Source organism: Arcobacter rhizosphaerae (assembly GCF_049472155.1).
Lineage (GTDB): Bacteria > Campylobacterota > Campylobacteria > Campylobacterales > Arcobacteraceae > Arcobacter_B.
In genome coordinates this window covers 614,210-620,106 of sequence record NZ_JBMOVW010000001.1, presented here as the reverse complement: position 1 = coordinate 620,106, position 5,897 = coordinate 614,210, and the positions used below count along the sequence as shown (strand labels likewise).

Here is a 5,897-nt window from a genome sequence, read left to right as displayed (position 1 = left end):
TAGGGAGCATAATGAGTAAAATAGTTTATAATCCAAATATTTTTGAACAAGAAAATATTGACAAAGCAAAAAAAATCATCCTTACAAATGAGGGTGATTTAAAAAGTGAAGAAAGATGGGAAAAAGAGACACCTTTCATAGTAAATGATATTATAGAAAAATTACAAGTAAATGAAAACATGACACTTTTAGATTTTGGTTGTGGTATAGGAAGAGTAGCTAAAGGTCTTATTGAAAAAACATCTTGTAAAGTAATAGGAGTTGATATTTCTAATTCTATGAGAGATATGGCAAAAGAGTATGTAAATAGCGAAAATTTTAAAGCTATATCTCCACAAGATTTGGAAGTAAATATTGCTAAAGGCTTTAGATTTGATGCTTCATATAGTATTTGGGTTTTACAACATTGTTTATCTCCTCAAATGGAAATAGATACGATTAGAAGAGCATTAAAAAAAGATGCTTTATTTTATGTATTAAATAATAAAATAAGTGCAGTTCCAACAAATAAAGGTTGGAAAAATAATGGAGTAAATATCCATGAAATTTTAAAGCTAAGATTTGAACAACTTCATGAAAGCTCACTACCTATAAAAATAGCAGATGAAAAAATATCAAAACTTACTTTTATAAGTCTTCTTAGAAATTCAAAAGGTTTTAAAACTATTTCGTCAAATAAAGAAGTTATAGATTTAACAAACCAAGCTTTACAAGAATATAAAAAAGGAAATCTTGAAGCTTGTAAAAAATTTTATTTAAAAGTTTTAGAGATTGAAGAAAACAATGAAGATGCACTAGGAAATTTAGGAGTTGTCTCAAAAGCCTTAGGAAATAGTAAAGAAGCTATAAATTACTATATCAAAGCAATAAAAATAAACCCTCATAATGCTTTGACATACAATAATTTAGGAAATGCTTTAAAAGATATAAAAGATTACAAAAGAGCCATTCAAGCTTTTAGTGATTGTATAAAAAGAGATCCAAAAAATTCAAGTGCTTATAATAACTTAGGAATTACTTTTGAAGCATTAGGCGATAAAAACAAAGCAATATGGGCCTATAAAGAAGCAGTAAGAATAAATCCAAACTTTTCAAAAGCTGTAAACAATATAGGAGTAATACTTTATAAACAAGAAAAGTATGAAGAAGCAATACAAATATTTAAAATTGCACTAAATATAGATAAAGACTATCATGAATTACATAGTAATATTGGAGCTTGTTTAAATAAACTAAAAAAATATGATGAAGCTATTAGCTCTTTAAACTTAGCAATAGAAAAAGACCCACAAAATGCAGGAGCTTATACAAATTTAGGAAATGTATACAATAAAATCCATGAGTATAAGAAAGCTGCAAAGTTACATGAAAAATCTATTGAATTAGCTCCCAATGGAGTAAATGCTTACAGTAATGTAGGAACTTCATATAAATATTTAAACCAAGCAAATAAAGCAATAGAGTCATATAAAAAAGCAATTGAACTTGACCCAAATTTTGTAAATGCTCACTTTGATTTAGCAACTATGTATTTAGCAAAGGGTGATTATGAAAATGGTTTTAAAGAGTATGAGTATAGATTTCAAAAAGATGAGATGAAAAGTCATATCTTTAATAATAAAGATATTTTCTCAAAGCCTGTGTTTACAGGTAAAGAAGACTTAAAAGATAAAACACTTTTAATTCATTCTGAGCAAGGCTTTGGTGATTCATTACAGTTTATTAGATTTGTAGCTGATATAAAAGAAAAGTTTTCTTGTAAGATAGCTGTAAAATGTAGAGATGAGTTAAAAGAGCTATTTAAGTGTTTAGAAGAGATTGATATTTTAACAGACAGAAGTGAAGATACACCTTCATTTGATTATCATTTACCTATGATGAGTATGCCTTATGTATTAGGTATTAAAAATATAAAAGAGTTAAAACAACACAAAGGATACCTAAAAGCAAAAAAAGATGATACTTTTAAAGTTACAAAGAAAAAAGGAACTTTAAATATTGGTATTTGTTGGAGTGCTTCTGTAACAGGTGAGAGTTATGATGGAAAGGTTTTTGATTTAAATTATTTAGAAAAGCTTGTTAAAAGTAAAAAAGTAAATGTTTACTCACTTCAAGTGGGGCCTGAAAAAGAAGATATTAAAAAATTTGGCTTTGAAAATGATATTATAGATTTAACAGAACAGTTAACAGACTTTTCTAAAACAGCTAGTTTGATAAATGAACTTGATTTAGTAATCTCTTCTGATACTTCTGTTGCTCATTTAACTGGTGCTTTAAATAAACCAATCTGGGTTCCACTACAAAAAATACCTGATTGGAGATGGCAAAATAAAGGTGAAAAATCTTTATGGTATCCAAGTGCAAAACTATTTAGACAAAAAACAAATAGAGTATGGGATAGCGTATTTCAGTCTATTTATGATAAACTTTTTTCTAATTTTAAAATAAAAGTTTAGTTATAGGTAAGTAATTGGAAGAAACTTTAAATACAAATGAAAATATAGAAAATAATAATGAAATAAGCCAAAGAGAAGAGTATCCTTTACTTTACTCTTTGAAGTATATTTTAGACTTTTATTTTGGTGAAATATCTATTGATACTATTTTAAATCTTTGTGCTACTAGTTCAAATGGATTTACAGAAGAAATAGCAATAGATGTCATTCATGAAGTAGGGCTTAGTGCTGTATATAAAGATATAAATGCTTTAGATATCCCAAATCATTTTTTCCCATGTATTATCATAGATGAAAATGATAAGCCTTATATATATTTAAAAAAAGATAGAGACGTTTATCTTTTTGACCCAATAACACAAAAACAAGTTCAAGAATCTCCTGTTTTTTTAAAAAATTTTAAAAAAGCAATACTTGTTTTTAGAAATCCAAATAAAAAAGAGACTTTAGAAAAGCCAAGAGATAAAAGTTGGTTTTGGAATCCTGTAAAAACCTTTTGGCGGTCTTATATTGAAGTTGGATTTTTAACACTTTTTATAAATATCTTTGCATTAGCTGTTCCTTTGTTTACAATGAGTGTTTACGATAGAGTAGTTCCAAATAATGCAACAGAAACCTTATTTGTATTAGCTAGTGGAGTTGTGATAATACTTCTTTTTGATGTATATTTTAAAAGTGTTAGAAATCATATTATAGAGAAAGTTGGAAAAAAGCTTGGAGTTTATTTAGAAGAAGAGCTTATGAAAAGAATGCTTACTATAAAATCTGAATATGATACAACACTTGTAGGTTCAAAAGCAAATTTATTTAGAGAATTAGCCCAGATAAAAGATTTTTTTGCTACAAAATCTATACTACAGGTAATTGATTTACCATTTTTCTTTATAGCTGTATTTGTAATATTTCTTATTTCTCCAACAGTTGCAGCAGTACCTATTATTGTTGCTATTTTAATTGTAATATTTAATATTTTTATGCAAATACCAATATCAACTTTAAGTAAGAAAAATGTTGAGAATATTCAATCAAAAAATAGCTATTTAGTAGAGACTATTCAAGGTAGTGAGATTATCAAACTATCAAATGCAACATCAACAAAACTATTTAATTGGAGAAATTTAGTTGCTGTAACTGATTCAATTACTCAAAAAATACAGTCTTTAAACGTATTTTCAATGAATTTATCACAAACAGTTGTTCAATTTGTAACAATGGCTGTAATTGTTGTGGGAGTTTTTGAAATTGCTAATAAAAACTTAACAGTTGGAGGTCTTATTGCAGTTACAATACTAGCAAGTAGAGCTATGGTTCCTGTTATTCAAACTTCTATGATGGTTATTAAATTTAAAGAGATTAAAGAGTCTCTTAATAACATAAATGAGTTTTGGCATCTTCCTTTAGAAAATGAGAAAAAGCCTGATATTGGATTAGGAAAAATAAAAGGTGAAATAGAGTTTAAAGATGTAGAGTTTTTTTATAAGAATAGCAAATATCCTTCTATAAGTGAATGTAACTTAAAAATAAAACCAGGTGAAAAAGTAGGTATCATAGGACAAACAGGTGCAGGTAAAACTACTTTTATGAGACTTTTAACTGGACTTGATACAGCAACTAAAGGAAGTGTATATTTAGATAATCATGAAATTTCTACAATTCATCCTGTTGAAGTAAGACAGAATATTGGTGTTATGCCTCAAGAACCTTTTTTATTTTCAGGAACTTTAAAAGAAAATATTGAGTTATCAAATCCAATAAGTAAAGAAAAATTGATGTCGATTATTAAACTTACAGGTTTAGATGAATTAGTGAAAAAATCAGGTCAAGGAGATGCACTTCAAGTAGGGGAAAGAGGAACTAATTTATCAGTAGGTCAAAGACACCTTGTTGCTTTAGCAAGAGCCATTTTAAATGACCCATCAGTTGTAATTTTAGATGAGCCTACTACTGGTATGGATATTGGTTTAGAAAAGACTTTAATTACTCATATTAAAAAACTTTTAGAAGAAAAAACACTAATAGTTATTACACATAGATTTGCAGCTTTAGAGTTAGTAGATAGAGTGATTGTTTTAAATAATGGAAAAATAGTAGCAGATGGACCTAAAAACCAAGTCTTAGCTGCTCTGCAACAAAAAAAGTAGGATTTTATGGATAGTAGATTTTTTGAAGAAAAAAAATGGAATTATTATGTATCAGTAGTTCCAATTATGCTTTTTATTGTTGCATTTATTTCATGGGCAGCTTTTAGTCAAATTGATGAAGTTGTAAGAGGTGTTGGAAAAGTTGTACCTTCAAGCCAAACAAAAGTACTTCAAAATCTTGAAGGAGGTATTGTTTCTTTTATAAATGTAAAAGAAGGACAAACTGTTAAAAAAGGACAAGTAATTTATACTTTGTCAAATGAATTTTTTAAGGCAGATTTAAAATCAAAAGAGATTGATTTATTGGCTTACAAAGCAAGTGAAATTAGATTAAAAGCCTTTATAAATGAAGAAAAAGAGTTGAATTTTCCAGATGAGTTTATAGAAAAAATTCCTGATATAGTTGAAAATGAAAAAAGATTATTTGATGAAGATTTAATGAATGTCAAAAATAAAATAAATATTTATAAAGACAAATTAAATCAAAAGAGATTAAAACTAAAAGAAGCTCAAAGAAAATATGAAAACTTATCTATTGAACTAAATTTAGCTCAAGTTAATATGAAAATTTTGGAGCAATTATACAAAAAAAATGCAGTATCAAAAAAAGAGTACATTAGTGAACTATCAAAAAAACAAAATATAGTTACAAAGCTTTCTGATACTAGAAGTAGTATTCCTATTATAAAAGAAGAAATTGAAGAAGCAAAAAAAAGAATTGAAGAGGTTAAATCAGAACAAAGAAGTAAATATTTAAATAAATATTCAACTATAAAAACTGAAATAAATAAATTAATTGAAAAAAATAAAGCTAATACAGATAGAGAACTTAGAAAAGAAGTTATTTCTCCTGTAAATGGTATTGTAAATAAATTATATTTTTATACTATAGGTGGAATAGTAAAACCTGGAGATAAAATGGCTGAAATAACTCCACTTGAGGATTCTTTAACAATTGAAGCTAAGATAAAAACATCAGATAGAGCTTTAATTTGGGAGGGACAAAGTGTTTCAATAGAAGTTACAGCCTATGATTTTTCTAAATATGGCTTACTTGAAGGTGTGTTAACTTCAATTTCTGCTGATTCTTTTGAAGATAGAAATGGCAATGTATATTATCTTGGGAAAATTGAAGCTAAGACAAACCAATTTGCACCAGATTTACCTATTTTACCGGGGATGGTAGCAAATGTAAATATATTAACAGGTAAAAAAACAATACTTGAATATATAATAAAACCCTTAAAAGATATAAGAAAAAATGCACTAAGTGAAAAATAAAAGATAATAGTTATTTAAA

3 protein-coding genes are annotated in these 5,897 nt (G+C 26.9%); all 3 read left to right on the top strand.

Translation table 11 applies throughout. The annotated features are described in order from the left end of the window. Nucleotides 1–11 precede the first annotated feature (11 nt). Genes ACH5BH_RS03045 through ACH5BH_RS03035 form a run of 3 tightly spaced genes read left to right on the top strand, consistent with a single transcriptional unit; the run spans nt 12 to nt 5,878 of the window. Entirely contained in the window at nt 12–2,456 is a 2,445-nt protein-coding gene (locus ACH5BH_RS03045; protein WP_423297404.1) for a tetratricopeptide repeat protein, read from the top strand. 14 nt (nt 2,457–2,470) lie between these two features. Beyond that, complete coding sequence (locus ACH5BH_RS03040; protein WP_423297403.1) at nt 2,471–4,597, top strand: type I secretion system permease/ATPase; 2,127 nt, start codon at nt 2,471–2,473, stop codon at nt 4,595–4,597. Between the two features lie 6 nt (nt 4,598–4,603). Then, nucleotides 4,604–5,878 (top strand): HlyD family type I secretion periplasmic adaptor subunit, encoded by a 1,275-nt coding sequence (locus tag ACH5BH_RS03035; RefSeq protein WP_404303862.1) that lies wholly within the window; start codon nt 4,604–4,606, stop codon nt 5,876–5,878. The last annotated feature ends 19 nt before the right edge of the window (nt 5,879–5,897 follow it).